General features: G+C 65.1%; 21 protein-coding genes. 6 read left to right on the top strand and 15 right to left on the bottom strand.

Annotation, left to right across the window (positions count from 1 at the left end; genetic code table 11):
- Position 1 precedes the first annotated feature (1 nt).
- Both yoaA and EPB08_RS12515 read left to right on the top strand, forming a co-directional pair.
- Positions 2 to 1,936, top strand: coding sequence for a DNA repair helicase YoaA (yoaA, locus tag EPB08_RS12520; RefSeq protein ID WP_130619453.1), 1,935 nt, complete (start codon positions 2 to 4; stop codon positions 1,934 to 1,936).
- Positions 1,937 to 2,045: 109 nt separating this feature from the next.
- Positions 2,046 to 2,420, top strand: a complete 375-nt coding sequence (locus EPB08_RS12515; protein ID WP_130619452.1) for a VOC family protein — start codon at positions 2,046 to 2,048, stop codon at positions 2,418 to 2,420.
- A 5-nt stretch (positions 2,421 to 2,425) separates the two neighbouring features.
- Here EPB08_RS12515 and EPB08_RS12510 read toward each other — a convergent pair whose 3' ends face one another.
- From EPB08_RS12510 to EPB08_RS12500, 3 genes are all read right to left on the bottom strand, one after another.
- Complete coding sequence (locus tag EPB08_RS12510) at positions 2,426 to 3,220, bottom strand: helix-turn-helix domain-containing protein (protein ID WP_130619451.1); 795 nt, start codon at positions 3,218 to 3,220, stop codon at positions 2,426 to 2,428.
- An 89-nt stretch (positions 3,221 to 3,309) separates the two neighbouring features.
- Positions 3,310 to 4,128 carry an alpha/beta fold hydrolase gene (locus EPB08_RS12505; RefSeq protein ID WP_130619450.1) on the bottom strand — a complete coding sequence of 273 codons (819 nt, stop codon included), beginning with the start codon at positions 4,126 to 4,128 and terminating at the stop codon, positions 3,310 to 3,312.
- A gap of 50 nt (positions 4,129 to 4,178) precedes the next feature.
- Positions 4,179 to 4,550, bottom strand: coding sequence for a nuclear transport factor 2 family protein (locus tag EPB08_RS12500; RefSeq protein ID WP_130619449.1), 372 nt, complete (start codon positions 4,548 to 4,550; stop codon positions 4,179 to 4,181).
- 209 nt (positions 4,551 to 4,759) lie between these two features.
- On the opposite strand from EPB08_RS12500, the gene tsaB reads away from it, so the two are divergent.
- On the top strand, positions 4,760 to 5,449 hold the full coding sequence (tsaB, locus tag EPB08_RS12495) for a tRNA (adenosine(37)-N6)-threonylcarbamoyltransferase complex dimerization subunit type 1 TsaB (RefSeq protein WP_130619448.1): 690 nt from the start codon (positions 4,760 to 4,762) through the stop codon (positions 5,447 to 5,449).
- 433 nt (positions 5,450 to 5,882) lie between these two features.
- Here tsaB and EPB08_RS12490 read toward each other — a convergent pair whose 3' ends face one another.
- The gene (locus EPB08_RS12490; protein WP_130619447.1) at positions 5,883 to 6,254 is read right to left on the bottom strand and encodes an ArsR/SmtB family transcription factor; all 372 of its coding nucleotides are present in this window, start codon (positions 6,252 to 6,254) and stop codon (positions 5,883 to 5,885) included.
- A 109-nt stretch (positions 6,255 to 6,363) separates the two neighbouring features.
- Here EPB08_RS12490 and EPB08_RS12485 point away from each other — a divergent pair, with 109 nt between their 5' ends.
- A complete protein-coding gene (locus tag EPB08_RS12485) occupies positions 6,364 to 7,110 on the top strand; it encodes a glucose 1-dehydrogenase (RefSeq protein WP_130619446.1) in 747 nt (248 codons plus the stop codon).
- 112 nt (positions 7,111 to 7,222) lie between these two features.
- Positions 7,223 to 7,639 carry a DUF302 domain-containing protein gene (locus EPB08_RS12480; RefSeq protein ID WP_130619445.1) on the top strand — a complete coding sequence of 139 codons (417 nt, stop codon included), beginning with the start codon at positions 7,223 to 7,225 and terminating at the stop codon, positions 7,637 to 7,639.
- Between the two features lie 31 nt (positions 7,640 to 7,670).
- Here EPB08_RS12480 and EPB08_RS12475 read toward each other — a convergent pair whose 3' ends face one another.
- The 3 genes from EPB08_RS12475 to EPB08_RS12465 form a co-directional block, all read right to left on the bottom strand.
- A complete protein-coding gene (locus tag EPB08_RS12475) occupies positions 7,671 to 8,090 on the bottom strand; it encodes a GFA family protein (RefSeq protein ID WP_130619444.1) in 420 nt (139 codons plus the stop codon).
- A gap of 19 nt (positions 8,091 to 8,109) precedes the next feature.
- Positions 8,110 to 8,946: an SGNH/GDSL hydrolase family protein gene (locus tag EPB08_RS12470; protein ID WP_205746348.1), complete on the bottom strand. Its 837-nt coding sequence runs from the start codon at positions 8,944 to 8,946 to the stop codon at positions 8,110 to 8,112.
- Between the two features lie 74 nt (positions 8,947 to 9,020).
- Positions 9,021 to 10,046, bottom strand: a complete 1,026-nt coding sequence (locus tag EPB08_RS12465) for a YeiH family protein (RefSeq protein WP_130619442.1) — start codon at positions 10,044 to 10,046, stop codon at positions 9,021 to 9,023.
- A gap of 86 nt (positions 10,047 to 10,132) precedes the next feature.
- Here EPB08_RS12465 and EPB08_RS12460 point away from each other — a divergent pair, with 86 nt between their 5' ends.
- Complete coding sequence (locus EPB08_RS12460) at positions 10,133 to 11,011, top strand: LysR family transcriptional regulator (RefSeq protein WP_130619876.1); 879 nt, start codon at positions 10,133 to 10,135, stop codon at positions 11,009 to 11,011.
- A gap of 122 nt (positions 11,012 to 11,133) precedes the next feature.
- Here the strand turns inward: EPB08_RS12460 and ptsP are convergent, their stop codons facing one another.
- From ptsP to lptB, 8 genes are all read right to left on the bottom strand, one after another.
- On the bottom strand, positions 11,134 to 12,864 hold the full coding sequence (ptsP, locus tag EPB08_RS12455; RefSeq protein WP_130619441.1) for a phosphoenolpyruvate--protein phosphotransferase: 1,731 nt from the start codon (positions 12,862 to 12,864) through the stop codon (positions 11,134 to 11,136).
- 155 nt (positions 12,865 to 13,019) lie between these two features.
- Positions 13,020 to 13,289 (bottom strand): HPr family phosphocarrier protein, encoded by a 270-nt coding sequence (locus EPB08_RS12450; RefSeq protein ID WP_130619440.1) that lies wholly within the window; start codon positions 13,287 to 13,289, stop codon positions 13,020 to 13,022.
- Entirely contained in the window at positions 13,282 to 13,674 is a 393-nt protein-coding gene (locus EPB08_RS12445; RefSeq protein WP_130619439.1) for a PTS sugar transporter subunit IIA, read from the bottom strand. Before EPB08_RS12445 ends, EPB08_RS12450 begins: the two co-directional genes overlap by 8 nt.
- A gap of 43 nt (positions 13,675 to 13,717) precedes the next feature.
- On the bottom strand, positions 13,718 to 14,614 hold the full coding sequence (gene rapZ, locus EPB08_RS12440) for an RNase adapter RapZ (RefSeq protein WP_130619438.1): 897 nt from the start codon (positions 14,612 to 14,614) through the stop codon (positions 13,718 to 13,720).
- Between the two features lie 3 nt (positions 14,615 to 14,617).
- The gene (hprK, locus tag EPB08_RS12435; RefSeq protein WP_130619437.1) at positions 14,618 to 15,568 is read right to left on the bottom strand and encodes an HPr(Ser) kinase/phosphatase; all 951 of its coding nucleotides are present in this window, start codon (positions 15,566 to 15,568) and stop codon (positions 14,618 to 14,620) included.
- Positions 15,569 to 16,001: 433 nt separating this feature from the next.
- On the bottom strand, positions 16,002 to 16,325 hold the full coding sequence (gene hpf, locus EPB08_RS12430; protein ID WP_130619436.1) for a ribosome hibernation-promoting factor, HPF/YfiA family: 324 nt from the start codon (positions 16,323 to 16,325) through the stop codon (positions 16,002 to 16,004).
- 293 nt (positions 16,326 to 16,618) lie between these two features.
- A complete protein-coding gene (locus EPB08_RS12425) occupies positions 16,619 to 18,082 on the bottom strand; it encodes an RNA polymerase factor sigma-54 (protein ID WP_130619435.1) in 1,464 nt (487 codons plus the stop codon).
- 111 nt (positions 18,083 to 18,193) lie between these two features.
- The gene (lptB, locus tag EPB08_RS12420; protein ID WP_130619434.1) at positions 18,194 to 18,913 is read right to left on the bottom strand and encodes an LPS export ABC transporter ATP-binding protein; all 720 of its coding nucleotides are present in this window, start codon (positions 18,911 to 18,913) and stop codon (positions 18,194 to 18,196) included.

Here is an 18,913-nt window from a genome sequence, read left to right as displayed (position 1 = left end):
GATGATCGATCAAGAGGACGTTGCCGCGCTGCTGGGCACGGAAGGCCCCTTCGCCCGCGAGCTACCCAACTTCGCCCCGCGTGCCGCCCAACAGGCGATGGCGCGCGCGGTGCAGCACGCCATCATCGAGCGCGAAACCCTGGTCGCCGAAGCCGGTACCGGCACGGGCAAGACCTTTGCCTACCTGGTCCCGGCGTTGTTGTCCGGCGAGCGGGTGATCGTCTCGACCGGCACCAAGGCGCTGCAGGACCAGTTGTATTTTCGCGACCTGCCGCGCGTGCGTTCCGTGCTGGACGCGCGACTGAAGATGGCGCTTCTGAAAGGCCGCTCGAACTACCTGTGCTTGTATCGCCTGGACCAGACCGTACGTGAAGGCGCCACCTTCGACCGCACGCAGGCATCGCAACTCGCCGCCGTTCGGGCGTGGTCGGCGCGCACCCGTCGAGGCGACCGCATGGAGCTGGCCGAGGTGCCGGAGGAGTCGCCGCTGTGGCCGCGCGTCACCTCCACGCCAGAGAACTGCCTGGGCGTGGAGTGTCCGTTCTACGACGACTGCCATGTGGTGAAGGCACGGCGCGAGGCACAGGAAGCCGACCTCGTCGTCGTGAATCATCACCTGCTGTTTGCGGACCTCGCGCTGAAGCAGGAAGGCTTCGGTGAAATCCTGCCGGGTGCGCAAGCCTTCATCCTCGACGAAGCACATCAGATTCCCGAGCTGGCTGGCCAGTTCTTCTCGCAGAGCATCAGTGCGCGACAGCTCACCGAACTCGCGCAGGACAGCCTCAACGAATGCAATGGCGTCACCGGCGCCATCGGCCTGCTGCTCGAGCCGATCGAAGCGTTGCAGGATTCCGTGCGTAAACTGCGGCTGACGATGGAGGGGCTGCCCGAGCGTGGCCCGTTCCATCTGCTGGAAGCCAGCGACACCATCAACGCCGCGTTGCATGACACGCGCGAAGTGCTGGCGGCACTGACCGATGTGCTGGTCTCGCAGGCAGAGCGGTCGCGCGGCTTCGCCAACGCGCACGAGCGCGCCGCGCATCTAAGCGAACGCCTTGACCGTATCGCCGAACGCAACAGCGAGCGGGACGTGCGCTGGTTCGAACTGTTTCCGCGTGGGTTCGCGCTACATGCCACACCGCTCGATCTCGCCGCGCCACTTCGCGCGATGCGCGAGCAGACGCAGGCGGCCTGGATCCATACCTCCGCCACGTTGTCAGTGGCGGGCAGCTTCGACCACTTCGCGCGGCAGCTCGGGTTGGAAGATCCGCAGACGCTGCATGTGGATAGCCCGTTCGATTATGCGAAGCAGGCCGTGTGTTATTTGCCCGAAGGCCTGCCCGATCCCGCTGTGCGCGACTACACCGATCGCGTGATCGAGTCCGTGCTGCCTGTCCTGCATGCCTCCAACGGTCGTGCCTTCCTGCTGTTCACTTCGCATCGCGCCCTGCGTCGTGCGGCCGATCTGCTGCGTGAGCGCGTGCCGTGGCCGCTGTTCGTCCAGGGCACCGCGCCGCGCCATCGCCTGCTGGAAGAGTTTCGCGCCAGCGGTCATGGCGTGCTGCTCGGCGCCGCGAGCTTCTGGGAAGGCGTGGACGTGGCCGGAGAAGCGTTGAGCGTGGTTGTGATCGACAAGCTGCCGTTCGCCGCACCGGACGATCCGGTGTTGCAGGCACGGCTGGAGGCACTGGAACACGCGGGCATCAACCCCTTCATGGGCTGGCAAGTGCCTAGCGCAGTGATCGCGCTCAAGCAGGGCGCAGGACGCCTGATCCGCGATGTACACGATCGCGGCGTGCTCGTGCTGTGCGATCCGCGCCTCACCACCAAGGGATATGGACGTCTGTTCCTGAACAGCCTGCCGCCGATGCCGCGTACGCGCGCGCTGGCGGACGTGCAGGCCTTCTTTGCAGAGACCCCGTCCCCGGTCGACTGAGCGCCGTTGGTCCGACCATTTGCCTCCGTTCATCCAGGAGGGCACTGGATTCCACCGTTCGACAGGGCGAGGATGTCGCCGGTATTCCACCGTGGAGGAGGGCGACGGTATGGCCAAGGTCACCGGCATCGGCGGCATTTTCTTCAAGTCACGCGATCCCAAGGCGTTGGGCGAGTGGTACGCGAAGCACCTGGGCATGGCGGTCGAGGAATGGGGCGGCGTGCGCTTTGACGATGATGCCGGGCGTCCCGGTTACACCGTGTGGTGCCCGTTCTCTGCCGACACGGATTACTTCGCGCCCAGCGCGCATCCTTACATGATCAATTTCCGCGTGGACGATCTCGACGGCATGCTCGCCCAGCTTCGCGAGGCCGGCGTGACCGTGGATGACCGCGTCGAGGACAGCGAGTTCGGCCGGTTCGGCTGGGTCATGGATCCGGAAGGCACGCGCATCGAGCTGTGGCAGCCACCCGCACAGGCGTAATGAACCTAGCCAGCAGCGAGTTGCTGCAGGTGTTGTGCCGTCGCGGCATCGGCGGGAACGAACGCTTCAAGGGCAAGTTCGGCAAGCGTGATGTCCATGGGCGTGCCGAATACCGTGGTCGTGCTCAGCATCGACAACACGATGCCGTCGAGTTCGAGTTCCATGGGTACGGCGATGGCGTCGTTGGTATGCGTCTGCGGTGACTCGGTGCCCGGGTAGCGATGCAGCTCGGCGAGCAGGGCCATCAGTTCGGAGTCCTGCGTCGCATCGACCTGTCGTCGCAAACGTTCCAGCAGATGCGCGCGCCATACCGGCAGGTTGCGTATGCGCGGCGCCAGCCCCGACGGATGCAGGCTCAGCTTCAACACGTTGACCGGTGGCTGCAGCCAATGCGCCGCCAGTCCGGCGAGCAATCGTTGAGTGGCCAGGTTGCAGTCGACCAGATGCCAGTGGCGATCGACCACCAGGGCCGGATACGGTTCCAGGCCCCGCAGCAGCAGGCGCATGGTGTCTTGCACGGAAGCGAGCGCGGGGTCGGCCAGCGCGCGTTCGCGGTACGCCGGAGCGAATCCCGCCGATATCAGCAGCTGGTTGCGCTCGCGCAAGGGAATATCCAGGTATTCGGCGAGGCGAAGGATCATGTCGCGGCTCGGTTGCGATCGGCCCGATTCCATGAAGCTCAGGTGGCGGGTGGAAATCTCCGCGCCGCTGGCAAGATCGAGCTGGCTCAATCGACGGTGGCGCCGCCATTCACGCAGCAGGTCACCCACCGGGCGTTGCTGGACAGCCACAGCATTCATGCACTGGCTCCTCGTGCTGCATACCGGGTTCCGTTCGACCCGTTGTACCGATGATCCCATGGCGCGCCGGCCGTGCCGTGCGCCGGGAGTCATGCATCGGCAAGAGTACCTACGAAAGCCTGCATGTCTTTCAGCAACGTGCGCTGGTGGGTGTGGAACATGCCGTGCGGTGCATCGGCGTATTCCAGGTACCGGCATCCCGGGACCAACCGGGCGATGGCACGGCCAAAGTCGACGAGTTCGCTGACATCGCGCTGTCCATGGATGACCAGCATCGGTACGTCCACGTGTGGCAGCTCGCTGCGCAGATCGGCGCTCACGCGGGTACGGAAACACTCGGTCGCGGCATGCAGCGATGTGCTGAGCATGATGTCGATGGTGCGACGGATCACGCCTTCACTGGTGCCTGTTTCATTCGGCAGATAGAAGCCGTCCGCCCCCTCGGCGAGCCACTGCGGAAAATCCGCATGCATGGCGGCAAGTGCAGGGGCGAACATGGACGCAGGTAGCAGCATGCCGTCGTCACCCAGATAACACGGGGCCACCGGCGAGAGGAGGATCACGCGGGCAATGCGTTCGCTGCCGTGGCGCGAGAGCAGGCGCACGCATTCAGCGGTGCCCATGGAGTGGCCGATCAAGGTCAGCTCGTGAAGATCCAGGTGCTCTATCAGCGCCGCCAGATCATCGGCGAGACGGTCATAGTCATAGCCGTCGTAAGGTCGATCCGAGCGGCCATGGTCGCGGCGATCCATGGCGATGGTGCGCATGCCCATGGCGTTGAAGTGGAGCATGTGCGGTGCCCACATCTGTGAGTCCAGTGCCCACGAGTGGACGAACAGGATAGGTTTGCCGCGGCCCCAATCTTCATAGGCCAGGGTGATCCCGTCGTTGGTGGTAAAAGTTGGCATGGTGAGGTCTCCGGTGGGCGCGGACGGTGATGCCCGCCCGCGCGAATGGGTCAGATGACGTGCGGCACCTTGTCGAGGAAACCGAAGACCTGGCCGATGCGGCCGCCCTCCATCGCCGCGACGTCGAAGCCGATCACCAGCGGCTCGTCTGCGCCGGGTGCGGCCAGGTGCCACTGGAAGCGCAGCGTGTCGTGATGGGCGTCGACATCACCGGCCAGCGTGAAGCGGTGGCCGGGGAACATGTTCTGCACCGCGCTCACCGTGGCGTCGATGGCCTCCCAGCCCTTGGCGTCCACCATGGGATCGGTGTAGCGGGCGTGCTCGTTGTAGACGTCTTCGATGAGGCTGCGACGGCGCAGGGTGTCGGTTTCGTTCCAGCTGGCGATATAGCGTTCGGCGAGGGCATGGGCGTGGGTGGTCATGGTGGTTCTCCTCTTCGTGTGCGTTTTGGTGGGTCCAGCTTGCGACCCGACATGCGCACAAGCGATTACCTGGCAGGTAATGGATCGCTGCCCCGTGTTTGCCATCCATGCACCCGACGTTGCCGCGCCGGTGCCCGCTCGTGGCCCGGACCCGGCCGCACCATGGCAAGCGTGCCCCTGGCGGCGCTTGCCGTTACCATGGAGTCCTCATGAATCTGCTCGCCATCGAAACCTCCACCGAAGCCTGCTCCGTCGCCCTGGTCCATGGCGACGAAGTGATCGCGCGCAGCGAAGTCGCGCCACGCCGTCACACCGAGCTGGTGTTGCCGATGGCCGACAATCTGCTGGCCGAAGCCGGCCTCGGACGTCACGCACTCGATGCCATTGCCGTTGGCCGTGGCCCCGGGGCGTTCACCGGTGTGCGGCTCGGTATTTCCCTGGCGCAGGGCATGGCGCTGGCGCTGGACGTGCCCGTGGTTACCGTGTCGTCGCTTGCCGCGCTGGCGCTCGAGGCGCCGGAAGATGACGCCGCGATCCTCGCCGTGATCGATGCGCGCATGGGCGAGATCTATGCCGCGAGTTACCGCCGTGACGACAACGGTGGGCTGATCGCACTCGACGAAGAACGCGTGTGCCTGCCGCAATCACTCGTGCTGCCGAATGAATCGCACTGGCACGTCGTCGGTACGGGCTGGTCCACGTATGAGCAGGAAGTTCGCCGACATCTCACGGGCGAGCTGCGTTCCGCAGAAGGCGTGCGTTATCCGCAGGCGCGTCACGTCGCGGAACTGGCTGCACGCGAATTCGCCGCGGGCCGCGCAACGGCTCCCGAGCACGCGTTGCCTGTGTATCTGCGTGACAAAGTCGCGCTGACGCTGGTGGAGCAGGGCAAGGCCTGACGTCACATTTGTAGGAATATTCCTACGACTTGTATGAGATGCCGCTTCGGCGTCTGTCCCGCTATGGTTGCGTTGTCCCAGGGGATGCACGGACGGGACCGCCGGCCATGGATGGCCACGATTCACTTCGCATCGTGAGCTGAGATGGATGTCATCCGGCAGCGATTGCCGATATAGCGATAACCGCGCACTTCATGCGCCGCATGACGCCTGAATCTCGGCGTCCGCTGTCGTAAACAGCGACAGCTTGTCGACGCTTCCAGCGGCAACAATCTTCTCTCAGCTCTTGTCCCAGCATGCCCAGTGCAGGCGCATCCCTCATGCAACGCAGAAGTGGGGCGATGACTCCTGCACAATCAAAAGGATCTCAAGCGCCGACACCCGTCGCGCTTCGCGAAGCACCTGAGCGCGCTGACGCATGCCAGGCACGCGGTCAATCGGACGATTGGTCCTCAGGGTCTGGTGGCAGCGGCTTGCCGGACTGGATCGCGTGCGCGTGCATGATCGCCGGCAGCAGGCCGGGGAAGCGTTGCTGGATCTCGTCGCAGCGGGTGGTGTTGAGCATTTCCACGCCGCGGCGCTCGCTGCGGATCAGGCCTGCCTCGCGCAGGGCCCGGAAATGCTGGGACAGCGTGGACTTGGGGATGCAGCGGTCCTCCATCTGCAGGAAGGCCGAGCAGCTGCTGTTGGCGCCCTCGGCGCAGGCCAGCTGCGCGTAGATACGGACGCGTACGGGGTCGGACAGCGCATGGAGGATGCCCTCCACGGTGATGTCGTCGATCGAGGGGTGGGTCAACGGACGCATGGCGGCATTTTACCAGCTCTTGAAAACTAGTTCATGAGTTCGTATGTTACGAACTATGGGAGTTAAGAACTCCCAGTGGTCCCCCCCTCACCCCCATCAGGATCCCGTCATGAGCAAGCTCAAAGGTAAAGTGGCCGTCGTCACCGGCGCCTCCAAGGGTATCGGTGCTGCCATCGCGAAGTCGCTGGCCGCCGAAGGTGCTTCTGTCGTCGTGAACTATGCCTCCAGCAAGGCCGGCGCCGACGCCGTGGTCAGCGAGATCGAGAAGGCCGGCGGCAAGGCTGTGGCCGTCGGTGGCGACGTTTCCAGGGCCGCCGACGCGCAGGCCATCGTGGACGCCGCGGTCAAGCAGTTCGGCCGGCTGGATGTCCTTGTGAACAACTCCGGCGTCTACGAATTCAGTCCGCTCGAGCAGATCACCGAGGAACACTTCCACAAGCAGTTCAACGTCAACGTGCTCGGCCTGCTGCTGACCACCCAGGCGGCCGCGAAGCATCTCGGCGAGGGCGGCAGCGTCATCAACATCGGTTCGCTGGTCACGCGCATCGTGCCGGAGACCAGTGCCGTCTATACCGGCACCAAGGGCGCCGTGGATGCCATCACCGGCGTGCTGTCGCGAGAACTGGGTCCGCGCAAGATCCGCGTCAACGCGGTCAACCCGGGCATGGTGGAAACCGAGGGTACCCACTCGGCCGGCTTCATCGGTTCGGACTTCCACGCCCATGCCGTCGCGCAGACCCCGCTAGGCCGCATCGGCCAGCCGAACGACATCGCTTCGATCGTCACCTTCCTGGCGTCGGACGACTCGTACTGGCTGACCGGCGAACGCTTGTTTGCTGGCGGCGGCGTGCGCTGATCCTCGCCTGCTACGTCAGGATGCTTCCATGAATGCGGGCGTCCTGACGCATGCATCGCCTTGACGGTGGTCGTTGGAGCATCGCGCGATCCGTCATCAGTCCAGGTGCGCCATGCCCAACGACATCTCCAGCCTCGGGGTCCCGCACTACGGGGTCATTCGCTTCCGTTCCAACCTCGACGTGGCGAAGACCATCGAAGGCCTGGAGCAGGCTTTTGCATCGCATGGGCTTACGGTGTTCGCCCGGATCGACTTCAGCGGTGATGCGCAGCGGGCGGGGCTGGCCATGCGACCCGAGCAGATGCTGATCTTCGGCAACCCGAAGTCGGGCACGCCGCTGATGAAGATGGAGCCGGCCATTGGCCTGGATCTGCCGCTGAAGGCGCTGGTGTGGGAGGACGAGCATGGCGATGCCTGGATCGCCTGCAACTCGCCGGAGTACATCGTCGGCCGGCACGAACTCGGGCCAGAGACGGCCAGCCAGCTCGCACCGGCGATGGGTATCCTGCAGCAGTTCGCGCGGAAGTGATGAGCGGAACGGCGCGTGGTCCGTGCCATGCTCAGGCGAATTCCACGTTCTTGATCCAGTAACGCTGGCGACGCGCGAGGCGTACGCCTGCCTCCTCTTCACCGAAGCTCGCCGCACTGCGTTTCAAGCGAGAGGGTTCGATGCCTTCCAGCGCGTTGACGTTGACCACTGCATAGAGATTGCCATCGATGGCGCTGGTGACCAGCGGGATCACGCCGCAGCGTGCGCACACGTGGAACTCCGCCGTACGCGTACCGAAGGCATAGCGCGATACCCGGGCGGCGTCCTGCACCGAAACACGCAAATGGCCATCCGGACAGGACGTCCACACACCCTGGTGCTTCGTGCAGAAGGAGCAATCGCAGGCGCGGGCGGGAATCTCCTCGGGATCGGGCTCCCATCGCAGCGAGAAAATGATATTGCCGCAATGGCAGCGTCCTTCGATCAGCATGCGTGGCTCCTTGGCCGGCTCAGCCCTTGGGCACCGACAAGGCGTCGATGATCGAGCGTGTCTGCGCCTCGCTCAGCAGGCATCGCGCCGGGCCAGTCGCTGCGCTGAGCTTGTCGTGCTGTACGAAAGCGTGCTCGCCCAGCCGAGTGGTGTAAAGGTTGCTCGCCGTGCACAGCGCATACGGTCGGATCGGCGCGTTGGGTTCAAGCGCCTGGTAGACGCGCAACGCCATCAGTGTCGTTGTGGCAATGCCGGGGTGCGCGTTGTCGCTGAACAGCCAGGGATAGTCCGGATGCCGCGATTGCAGCTTGCGCAGTGTCTCGCTCACTTCCAGCACGGGTGCGCCCATCTGTTTCCCGAGTGCGGACTCGGCGCGCACCAGCATTGCGGAAAACTGTGGGCTGGATTGGTAGGTGCCCATGTACATCACGCGCGCGCCGTGTTCGCGCGCGCGTCGCGCGAGGCCGACATGTGCGGCCGTCATCTGTTCGCAGCGCTTGCGCGCACCGTCATCGGTTTCACTGCCCTGGCGCAGGCATAGCGCGTCACCGCCGCGTTCCTGCAGCACCACGACCCGATAGACACCCGAATCAAGCAGCTTGCGTAGCTCGGGTTCCTGTTCCAGCTCGCCGAGCCTTGCGCCGCCGCGGACATACATGTCGGCGCGGAAACGCGGTGAGCCGCCCTGCGCCTGGACGGTGAGCTCGAAGATCAGCGGAAGGCTGTTTACATAGGTCAGGCTGTTGCCGACAAACAGTACGCGCTGTTCCGCCTCGTCGCTGGCGGAGGCCATGGCCGTCGAGGCCAGTAGCAGCGCGAGCCAGGCAATGCACAATCTTCGCCACATGGCGTCCATGCCACATTCCCTTGGACGTGCCTGCGAAAGGCGGAGGCCCGAGTTTGCCGCGTCGACGCGGTGAGGGGCAATGCTCAGAGCTGTCCGATCACCAGCTGCACCACCAGGCTGCTGACCGACACCGCAGCCCATACACCCAGGCCGAGCAGGATCGGGCGAGCGCCGGTCGAGGCCATCTTGCGCAGGTTGGCCGAGAGGCCGATGGCGGTCAGCGCCACGATGATCAGGAACTCGGCGGCCATGTGGAGCACCGGCTGGATCGCCACAGGCACCAGGCCGGCCGTACGCACCGCCGACGCCACCAGGAACCACAGGATGAACCAAGGGAAGATGCGGCGCAGGCTGAAATCGGTCGCGCCCTGCTTCTTCTGCTTCCACGCGGTAGCGAAGGCGAGTACCAGGCAGATCGGGATGATCAGCGTGGCACGGGTGAGCTTGACGATGGTGGCGTAATCGCCGGCCTGCTTGCTGAAGCTGTAGCCCGCCGCCACCACCGACGAGGTGTCGTTGATCGCCGTGCCCGCCCACAGGCCGAAGCCGAGGTCGGAGAGGTGCAGCAGGTGGCCCAGCAGCGGGAAGAGCAGCACTGCCACCAGGTTGAACAGGAAGATGGTCGAGATCGCGAACGCGGTGTCGTGTTCGTCCGGCTTGATGATGGGCGTGACCGCCGCGATAGCCGAGCCGCCACAGATCGCCGTGCCCACGCCGATCAGGATCTTCAGCTTGTCGTGCACGCCAAGCGCGCGACCGAGCAGCCAGGCAGCGAGAAAGGCCACGGTCATCGTCACCAGTGTCACCGAGAGCGATTCCAGTCCCGTCTTCGCCACCTGATCCAGGCTCAGGCCGAAGCCGAGGGCGATGATCGACCACTGCAGCACCTGCTTGCCCGCGAACTGGATGCCAGGCGTGTAGGTAGCACCCGGGGACACCAGGTTGCGCACCAGGATGCCGAGCACGATGCCGAACACCGGACCGCCGATCAGCGGCAGGGTTCGACCCAGCCCCAGTGCCACCACCGCGATGGCAATCGCCAGCACCAGGCCTGGGAGCCGCTGGGACAGCGAGGGTGTTGAGGCAGCGGCAGTGGTGGTGGTGCTCATGGTGGTCTCCTGCAATGGCGCCATTGTCCGCCTGCATGTCAATCAGGAAAATTTGGAATTATTGATTCATGTAATAAGATTTGATGATGGTAAACATCAGCCCGCGCCAGCTCGAGGTGTTCGTGCAGATCGCACGCCTGGGCAGCGTGCGTGCCGCCGCCGAGGCGCTGCATCTCACCCAGCCTGCGGCGAGCATGGCGCTGGCGGAGATGGAGCGACAGCTGGATGCTCCCTTGTTCGCCCGCGAGCGCGGGCGCCTGCGGATCAATACGCGCGGCCGCGAACTGCTGCCCCTGGCGCAGGAGCTGCTGGAGCGTTATGCCGAATTCGGTCGCGTCGGCAGCGGCGGCGCGGACGAGCTCGGTGGCGAACTGCGTGTCGGCGCCAGCAACACCGTGGGCAATTACCGCGTGGGGGAGTTGCTGGGCGATTTCGTGCGCACGCATCCGCATGTGTCGGTGCGCCTGCGGGTTTCCAACACGGCGGGCATCGTCGCGGCCATGCTCGATCACGCGTTGGAACTGGGTTGCGTGGAGGGTCCGGTGGCTCACCCTTCGCTCGAAGTACGTCCCTGGCGCGATGACGCCTTGGTGGTCTGTGCGCCCCCCGACCACCCGCTTACGCGCAAGCGCCGCCTGCAACCCGCCGACTTTGCGGGTGCACGCTGGGTATTGCGCGAACCGGGTTCGGCGACGCGCAGCCTCAGCGAGCGGGCGTTATCGAGCCTGCCGCCGGGTGAGACGGTGCTGGAGCTGGACCAGGCCGAAGCGATCAAGCAGGCGGTGATTGCCGGCCTCGGCATCGCCTGTGTGCCCGAGGTGGCGGTGATCGATGCGGTCGCGGCCGGGCGCCTGAAAGTGCTGCACACGCCGTTTCTCGACCTGCGCCGCAAGCTGTCGCTGTTGCTTCACCGGCAACGCTACCGCGGCGCGTTGATCGAAGCGTTCCTGGACAACGCTCATTGAGACGGCATCTTCCGCCCTTGTAGGAGCGCACCCAGTGCGCGACCGCGGCGCCGGGTTGTCGCCGTGAGTCACTTTGATCGCGCACTGGGTGCGCTCCTACAGGAAAGAACAGTCCCGGCAGGTCAGTCCGTGATGGAAGCCAGCAACGCCTCGGCTTCCTCGTGCGTGCGTGCACGCAGGATGCGTGGCGCGTGGGCGCGCAGCAGCTTGTGGTCAAGCGCAGTGAGCCGATCGCGGACGTGCAGCAACTGGCTGGGATGCATGCTGAACTCGCAGAGTCCCAGCGCCAGCAGCAGCGCGGTGAAGTTGGTGTCGCCGCCAATCTCGCCGCACAGGCTCACCGGTTTCTTCGCGCGGCGGCCTTCGGTGATCACGTAGGCCAGCAGCCGCAGCAGGGCGGGTTGCAGCGGGTTGTAGATGTTGTCCAGCGCATCGTTGCCACGATCGGCGGCGAGCACATATTGCGCAAGGTCATTGGTGCCGATGGCGAGGAAGTCGGAGTGATCGAGCAGTGCGCGGACATTGATCGCCGCGGCAGGTACCTCGATCATCGCGCCCAGCGCCAGCTTCTCCGGCAGGTCGATGTTCTCGCGCTTCAGTTCCTGGCGTGCCAGCTTGAACAGCGTACGCACGGCGATCATTTCGTCGGGCTGCGTCACCATCGGCACGAGCACGCGCACCGGTCCGTAACAGGCTGCACGGAGGATCGCGCGGATCTGCGTGGTGAACACGGCGGGATAGCGCAGCGAAAGACGCACGCCACGCACGCCCAATGCGGGATTGTCCTCGCCGCGCAGGACGAGGCCCGCGGCGTCGGCCTTGTCGGCACCGAGATCCAGCGTGCGGATGGTGACCGGAAGGCCGCCCATGCCGAGCACCAGGTCGCGATAGGCGATGAACTGCTCGTCTTCGGTGGGCAGGGTTTTCTGGCGCAGGAACAGGAATTCGGTACGGTAGAGACCCACGCCGTCGGCGCCGCGTGCGCGCGCCATGGCGATGTCGGCGGGCATTTCCGCGTTGGCGAGCAGCCGGACGTCGACGCCGTCGCTCGTGCGCGTCGGGGCATTGGCGAGCGTGGCAAGCCGGCGGCCTTCCTGCGCCGCCTCGCGCTGCCAGGCGCGGTAACGGGCGAGGTCCTGTGCGGTGGGGTGCACCACCGCTTCACCGCGTTCCGAGTCGAGCAGTATCAGGTCGTCGTCGTGGATGGTCGACAGCGCGTCGCGCACGCCCACCAGCATGGGCAGGTCCAGGCTGCGCGCGAGAATCGCGCTGTGCGAATACGCGCTGCCGGAGCTGGCGACAACACCGAGCAGGCCGGCGCCGGCGAGGTGAGCCATGTCGGCCGGTGCGATGGTGTCGGCGATCAGGATCTCGCCGACGCGCGCGGCCAGCTTGCGTTCCTCGCGGCTGGTCTGCCGCTGCAGCGCGGAGATCACGCGACTGATCACCTGGTCGACGTCCTCCTTGCGCGAACGCAGGTAGGGGTCGTCCATGGCCTCGAACACGGCGGCGAGGCGATCGCGCTGCTTCTTCAGCGCGGCGCCTGGACGGTAGTGGCCAATGCGGACCAGATCGTCCAGGCCGCGCAGCAGCTCCGGGTCATCCAGCAGCAGGCTGTGCGCATCGATGAATTCGTTGACCTCGCGCGCCAGCGCGCCATGCAGTTTGCCGCGCAATTCGCGCAGTTCCTGCCGGGCGGTTTCCAGCGCGCGATGCAATCGCGCGAGTTCGGTGTCGACCTCGTCCTCGGCGAGCGGACGTGTGTCGACCAGATAGCGGCTGGGCTGCACCAGGCGGGCACGGCCAAGCGCCATGCCTTTTGCTGCCGTGGTGCCTGCCAGTATCTGTCTCATGCATACCCTCCGTGGCGGGATGGCCTCTCAGGCCAGGAATGACGCCGGCATCCGGCCAGCATCTCGAATCCCGTCCGGGGAAGATCGCATGACGCAGCAAACCGGGCCGTGAATACGGCCGCAAGGTGCGACGTTCGAGCGATCAATTTCCCCACTCAGGCTCCTTCGTCAAACTTGCGATCGAACAGCTTCACCACGGCGTCGATGGCGGACTCCTCGTCCGGCCCATCCGCGCGGACGGTGAGCGGGGTGCCGATGCCTGCCGCCAGCATCATGACGCCCATGATGCTTTGTGCGTTGACCTCGCGCCCCTTGCTGACCAGCCACACCGTCGATTTGAAGCCCTGTACCAGTTGCACCAGCTTGGCCGACGCGCGTGCGTGCAGGCCGAGCTTGTTGGAAACCACAATGTCTCGTTCAAGCATGGTCGATGAAGATTCCCCCGCGGCCACCGGTGGCCGCAATTTCAGTCAGTTCATCCAGCGGTTTTTCCGCATAGTTGAGTACACGCAACAGCATCGGCAGGTTGAGGCCCGATACGCAGCGCAGTCGTACGCCCAGCGAACTCAGTGACAGGCCGATGTTGCAGGGCGTGGCGCCATAAAGATCCGCCAGCACCAGCACGCCATCGCCTTGGTCGAGTGCCCGCGCATGCCTGGCCGTGAGCGTGCGCATCACGTCCGGGTCTGCCTGCGGCGGCACCTCGACGGCCTCCACCTGCAGCGGCAGCTTGGGCAGCACGTGGTGGGCGGCCGAAATCAGCGCCTGGCCAACCGCCTCGTGCGTCATCAGCAATACGCCAACGCTCATGACGGCGTGCCGATCCGTTGAATGGATAGAGACAGCATGGCTATCACTCGAGTTCACGATGGAAGGTGAGCACGCCGTTGCGCAGCGCGCGATAGTGGGCCGCCAGCTTCTCCACCAGGTAGACCGAGCGATGCCGCCCGCCCGTGCAGCCGATGGATATGGTCACGTAACTGCGATCATCCACTTCGAAACGTGGAAGCCAGGTGTCGAGCCAGCGCATGGTATCGGCCAGGTACTCGCCCACCAGGGGCTGTCCATCAAGGTAGTCGCGCACGGCCACGTCCTTGCCCGAGAGCGGGCGCAGCGTCGGGTCCCAGTGGGGGTTGGGCAGGCAGCGCGCGTCGAACACGAAATCGGCATCCAGCGGCAGTCCGCGGCGGAACGCGAACGACTGGAACATCAGCGTCAGGCCTTCGGTGGCATCGGCGTAGCCGGTGGCGATCAGGCGGCGCAGCTGGTGCACGTTGAGCTCGCTGGAATCGATCACCTTGTCGGCGATGGCTGCGAGCGGACGCAGCAGGCGACGCTCTTCGGCGATGGCGTCGGCAAGGGACAGGCCCTGCCATGACAGCGGATGACGCCGGCGCGTTTCCGAATAGCGCTTGATCAGCACTTCGTCGCGGCTGTCCAGGAAGATCAGGTGTGCGTGCACGCCCGCTGCCGCCAGTTCGGACAGCATGGCCGGCATGCGCCGCAGGTCTTCACCGGGATTGCGTACGTCCACGCCCACGGCGACATGCCGGCGCTTCTCATCAGCATCGCGGCGCACGGTCGCCATCAGCTGCGGCAGCAGGGCCGTCGGAAGGTTGTCGACGCAGTAGAACTCGAGGTCTTCCAGCGCGCGCAGTGCCACGGTCTTGCCGCCACCGGACATGCCGGTGAGCACGATCAGATGCGTCGCGTCGGGTGAAGAGGGAAGGAGGGAAGTCTTCTCGCTCATGGTTCACCAGGGAGGCAGTCGGCGCATCTGGTGCGCCTGACGATCGATGAAGGTCTGGGCCGGGTCGATGCCCTTGCTCTTGAGTACGTGGTTGCGCACCGCCGCCTCGACCAGCACCGCGAGGTTGCGGCCGGGCGCCACCGGGATGGTGATCATCGGCACCTGTACCTCGAAGATCTCGCGATGGCCGATGTCGCCGGTGAGACGGGTAAGGCCGTCGGTGTCCTCGCCCTCGCGCAAGGGTTTCAGGTGGATCACCAGACGCAGGTATTTGGACGGCTTCACCGCGGTGTGGCCGAACATCTCGCGTACGTTGAGCACGCCCAGGCCGCGCACTTCCAGCAGGTCCTGCAGCAGTTCCGGGCAGGTGCCGTCGATCACATCGGGCGCGATGAGGGTGAATTCGGTGGCGTCGTCGGCGACCAGTCGATGGCCTCGGCTGATCAGTTCCAGCGCCAGTTCGCTCTTGCCCGAGCCGGACTCGCCGGTGATCAGCACGCCGATCGAGAACACCTCCAGGAAGACGCCGTGCAGCGTGATCTTGGGCGCCAGCATGCGCGCCAGGTGGTACTGCATCCAGGTCAACAGCTCGTGGCCGCGCTTGGAGCTGATCCACAACGGCGTGTTGGTTTCCTCGGCCACCTCGCGCAGGTCGGTGGGAATGGGCTGGTCCTTGGTCACGATGATCGCGACCGGCTGGTAGGCGGCGATCTTGTTGATCGCCTCCCAGCGCTGGCGCGATTCCAGGCCATCGAGGTAGTTGAGTTCCTCGGTGCCGATGATCTGGATCTTGTTCGGGTAGATGACGTTCAGATACCCGATCAGGGATGGGCGTCGTGTCGTGGTGGCAGCCTGTTCGAGCACCCGCGACTCGCCGCGCATGCCGGAAACCCAGCGCAGCGCCATGCGCTCGTGGACACCATCGTAGAGTTGTCGGGCGGTCAGCCGATCCAAAGGATGCTCCGGTCTATTTCATCGGGGTGTCGCCGGTGCTGCATGGCCCCAGCTGCGTGTTGCGTCGGAGAAGGCAGGCTGAGTGCCTGTCGAGCCGATGCGGCGCGCAGCTGGGGCCATACAGCACCGGCCCCAACATAATTTGTGTAGTTTAGATGGGGTGACGCCCAGAAAGCCCGCATATCGCGGCGCGCGGCTTGGCAGGGCGGCCTGCCCAACCTTCGCCATGCACCGCGATATGCGGGCTTTCTGGGCGTCATGCCACCCCGATGAAATAGGCCGGAGCATCCTCTGTCCTTTGCGCCGCCATGGTGAGCCCTCATGGCTCAAGGCAGCTACACGGACATTGTGCCAGTTCGCACCGGCAGGTGCCTTGGATGACGGAAAACGGGGAAGGAGAGGCCCGCCCGGTCGCGGGCGGGCCGGGATGGGTTTAGCCGTAGAGGCGCTCTTCGCGCGAGGCGCGTTGGTGCTTGTCGCACATCTTCTCGCGGTACTTGCGCAGCTGGGTCACCAGCTTGTCGAACAGGACGTCGATGGAGACGTACATGTCATTCTCGAGGGCCTCGGCGTGCAGGGTGGAACCGGAAACGTACAGCGTGCCTTCGGCACGTTGCTGCAGCTTGTTCACCGAAAGCACGACGTTAAGACTGAGAATTCGTTCGTCGAGGCGGGAGAGGCGGTCGAGCCGGCTGTTCACGTGGTCCCGAAGTGCCGGGGTGACTTCAATCTGCTGACCGCTGAGCTGAACTTGCATGTTGCGCCTCCTCTGGTACATGCCGCCGGAGCGGCTGGAATCGATGCGCCGGTCGCTTATGTCGTGGCCGACACACCTTCAAAAAGCCCGGGGGGTGTTTTCGATGCGTCTTCCGGCCTCCTCACCAAGTCGGGATGGTCACTATGCGCCTTTGCCGCCAGCTTCGCGTTAGGAAGACCTTCACGACGCAGACATGACAGCTTTCGATTCGCATCGAATCACCATGAAATATGGAGACGACTTTTTTGCCTCCAAGTTCCTGAGGCGCTTTGCCGCGCATCGGGTGACCGTGTTCAGCCAGCGCGCTGCCGCTCGCTGGAACTGGGAATGCGCATGGCCTCGCGGTACTTGGCCACGGTGCGTCGGGCAACCTGAATGCCCTTGCGGTGCAGTTCCTCCGCAATCGCCTGGTCGGACAGCGGCTTGCGCGGGTCCTCGGCATCGACCAGCTTGCGCAGCATGGCCTGGATGGCGGTGGCCGACGCGCTGCCACCGTCCTCGGTGGATACGCCGCTGGAGAAGAAGTGCTTGAGCTCGAACGTGCCGCGCGGTGTATGGATGTACTTGCGCGTAGTTACACGTGAAATGGTCGACTCGTGCATGCCCACTTCTTCGGCGACTTCGCGCAACACGAGGGGATGCATGGCCTCGGGGCCGTAGTCGAGGAAGGCGCTCTGGCGGCGCACGATCGCCTCCGCCACCTTGAGCAGGGTTTCGGCGCGCGATTCCAGGCTCTTGATCAGCCAGCGTGCTTCCTGCAGCTGGCCGCGCATCCAGCTCGCGTCGGTGCCGCGTGCCTGGGCGATCAGCCCGCAGTAGTGCTGGTTGAGGCCGAGTCGCGGCTGGCAATCCGGGTTGAGACTGACGCGCCAGCGGCCGCTGTCCTTGCGTGCGTAGACATCCGGGGCCACGTATTCCACCGGTGTGACGTCGAGCGCCGCGCCGGGGCGCGGGTCGAGGCTACGGATCAGCACGGCGGCTGCGGCGGCATCGTCCTCGTTGGCGCGCAGCTTGCGCGCCAGGCGCGCGATGTCGTTGCGCGCGAGCAGTTCCAGTTCGCCGTCGACGATGCGCATGGCCAGATCGCGATGCGGCGTGTCCGGATCGAATTGCTCCAGCTGTACGCGCAGGCAGTCGCGCAGATCCAGGCTGGCCACGCCGGTGGGGTCGAAGCGTTGCAGCAGGCGACGGACATGCTCCATCTCGGCGGCGCTCGCCTTGACGCCCGACGGCAGCGCCGCGATCAGCGAATCCATGCCTTCGGTGAGATAGCCGTCCGGATTGAGCGCGTCGATGAGCACTTCCGCGATCGCATGATCGCGCGCACTCATGTGCGTGAGGTTGAGCTGCCACAGCAAGTGTTCCTGCAGTGTTTCCGGCGCGGCGCCCTGGGGTTCGAACCCATCCTCGTCGCCGCTCGGTCCGTTGCGCGAAGACGTGCCGCCACTGGAGAAATCGATCGGGTCCTCGCCCCCACCGTCGCCGTCGCTCCAGTCGGGGGCTTCGCCGTCATCGACGGTGTCGCTGCTGCTGGTGCTGGACGTGCCGGCGGGCAGCGGTTCGACCACCTCATGCTCATCGTTGTCCGCGTTCTCCGGGTTGTCGTCGGAGAACTCCAGTAACGGGTTGCTTTCGGCAATCTGACGCAGTTCCGCTTCCAGCTCCAGCTGAGACAGCTGCAGCAGGCGGATGGCCTGCTGCAGTTGAGGGGTCAGCGTGAGCTGCTGGTTGAGGCGAAACTGGAGTCCGGGTTTCATGCCTGGCGGTCGGGATGAACTCAAAGGCATCGTAACGCGTGGTCGGAGGGTCGGCCATAGGTCAAAGGCCGAATCGCGTACTACCTCCGGTTTATCGCTGTAGCCGGAGTGTTACAGGCGGAATTCGCGCCCGAGGTATACCTCGCGCACCTTTTCGTCGGCCAGGATGTGCGCCGGCGTACCGCGCGACAACACTTCACCGTCGTTGAGGATATAGGCGCGATCGCAGATGCCCAGCGTCTCTCGAACGTTGTGGTCGGTGATGAGCACGCCGATGCCGCGCTCCTTGAGGTGGCGCACGATGCGCTGGATCTCGCCCACCGAAATGGGGTCGACGCCGGCGAACGGTTCGTCGAGCAGCATGTAGCGCGGGTGTGCGGCCAGCGCGCGGGCAATTTCCACGCGGCGGCGCTCACCGCCGGAAAGGCTGATGCCCTTCTGGTCGGCGATGTGGGAAATCTTCAGCTCGTCCAGCAGGCTTTCCAGCTCGTTGGCGCGGCGCTTTTCGTCCCAGCCCTCGCGCAGCTCCAGCACGGCCATGATGTTGTCGGCCACGCTGAGGCGGCGGAACACCGAGGCTTCCTGGGGCAGGTAGCCGATGCCAAGCTTGGCGCGCTGGTGCATGGGCAGGCCGGTGATGTCCTGCTTGTCCAGCTTGATCAAGCCGGCGTCCGCCTCGATCAGGCCGACGACCATGTAGAAGCAGGTGGTCTTGCCCGCGCCGTTGGGGCCGAGCAGGCCGACCACTTCGCCCTCGCGGATGGAGAACGCGAAGTCACGCACCACCTGGCGCGCCTTGAAACTTTTCTGCAGACCTTCGGCGGACAGCAT

It is taken from the genome of Dyella amyloliquefaciens, assembly GCF_004296575.1.
Classification (GTDB): Bacteria; Pseudomonadota; Gammaproteobacteria; order Xanthomonadales; family Rhodanobacteraceae; genus Dyella; species Dyella amyloliquefaciens.
This window is presented reverse-complemented; position numbering and strand designations above follow the sequence as displayed.